Raw genomic sequence first — 1189 nt, 5'->3', positions numbered from 1 at the left:
TCAAAAAACGTGCAAAAAAAAGCAAAAAATGCTAAAATCAGAAAGAATATGAAATCTTTTTTTAAGCCTTTTTCATTCATCCTGTTGTTTTTTCTCCAGACCTTTTCTTTTGCCCAGGACAAGGCAAAGCCTTCAAGCCGTCCGATTGTAGATATGCTGTGCGCATCTGCCGTTTCGACAGACAAAATAAGGCTCACATGGAAACTTCCGCAGAATTTTAACGCGGCGTCAATTCTTGTTTTCAAAGACACGGTTCCAGTTAATTCAAAAACAGCGGAAAAACTTAGTCCGGTTGCAGAGCTTTCCCAAAAGACTCAGCAATATTTCGACACTGTGACTGATTTTAATGAATATTATTATGCAGTTCTCGCAAAACTTTCAGACGGAACTCTTTACAATGTGGTTCTTCCGTCGATAAACGCGACCGTGAAGGCAGTGGCTGTAAAACGTCCGGAAAAACCTCAGAAAAAATCAGAAGAGCAGATTGCCGCGGAGACGCCAAAACTTTACACAGACGGAACAATCCGCGAGCTTCCGCTTCCGTACATAGACTTAATCGGAGATTTTGAAAAAAAGCCTTCAAAGCTTTCAGCGGAAGTAGTAAATGCGGGAAAAAGCCTTGCTGGAAAAACAATCATTCAAAGGAAAAAACTCGAGCCATATTATTTTGACGAGGACATAACTTCACCTTCCGGAGGCGACGACTACTATCTTTTTGAAATTCTCAAGAACAGTTTTGTAAAAAAGAATTACGAGGCGTCGATTGTAGAACTAAAGAAATTTCTAAGCGTAAACCGCAGCGAGGAAACCACCAGCCGCGCGGCATTCTATCTTGCGCAATCGCAATATTTTACAGGAAATTACCGCAGCGCGCTGACAATGTTTCTTTTTACGCAGGACAATTGGCCGATTCTCTGCAAAAAATGGATAAATTCAACCCTGGACTTTTACACAATCCCAAAAAGTTGAAATAACTACAGATTTTTTATAGAATGACGGGAATATTTTAGAAAAAGTCTATCATTCTACAAAAAGAGAAGCACAATGCGTTTTTACAAGATTTCAAGAGTTTTTTTATTTTTATCGGTTTTTAGTTCCTCCCTTTTCTCCCAGGAAGCCCTAAAATCAACAGAAGAAGAATACTACGACTTTTTAAGCCTTACAGGACAGGCAGAACGCCCTACGCTCA

The 1189-nt window shown here is 39.9% G+C and carries 1 protein-coding gene; it reads left to right on the top strand.

Annotated features, from left to right (window positions below; genetic code table 11):
* Window positions 1-969: tetratricopeptide repeat protein (locus tag B2X33_RS06960; RefSeq protein WP_296668605.1), on the top strand; the 969-nt coding region annotated here is incomplete at its 5' end.
* Window positions 970-1189 lie beyond the last annotated feature (220 nt).

Source organism: Treponema sp. UBA785 (assembly GCF_002297065.1).
Classification (GTDB): Bacteria; Spirochaetota; Spirochaetia; order Treponematales; family Treponemataceae; genus Treponema_D.
Note: the sequence above shows the minus strand (reverse complement) of the source record. Positions and strands in the feature narration are given on the sequence as shown.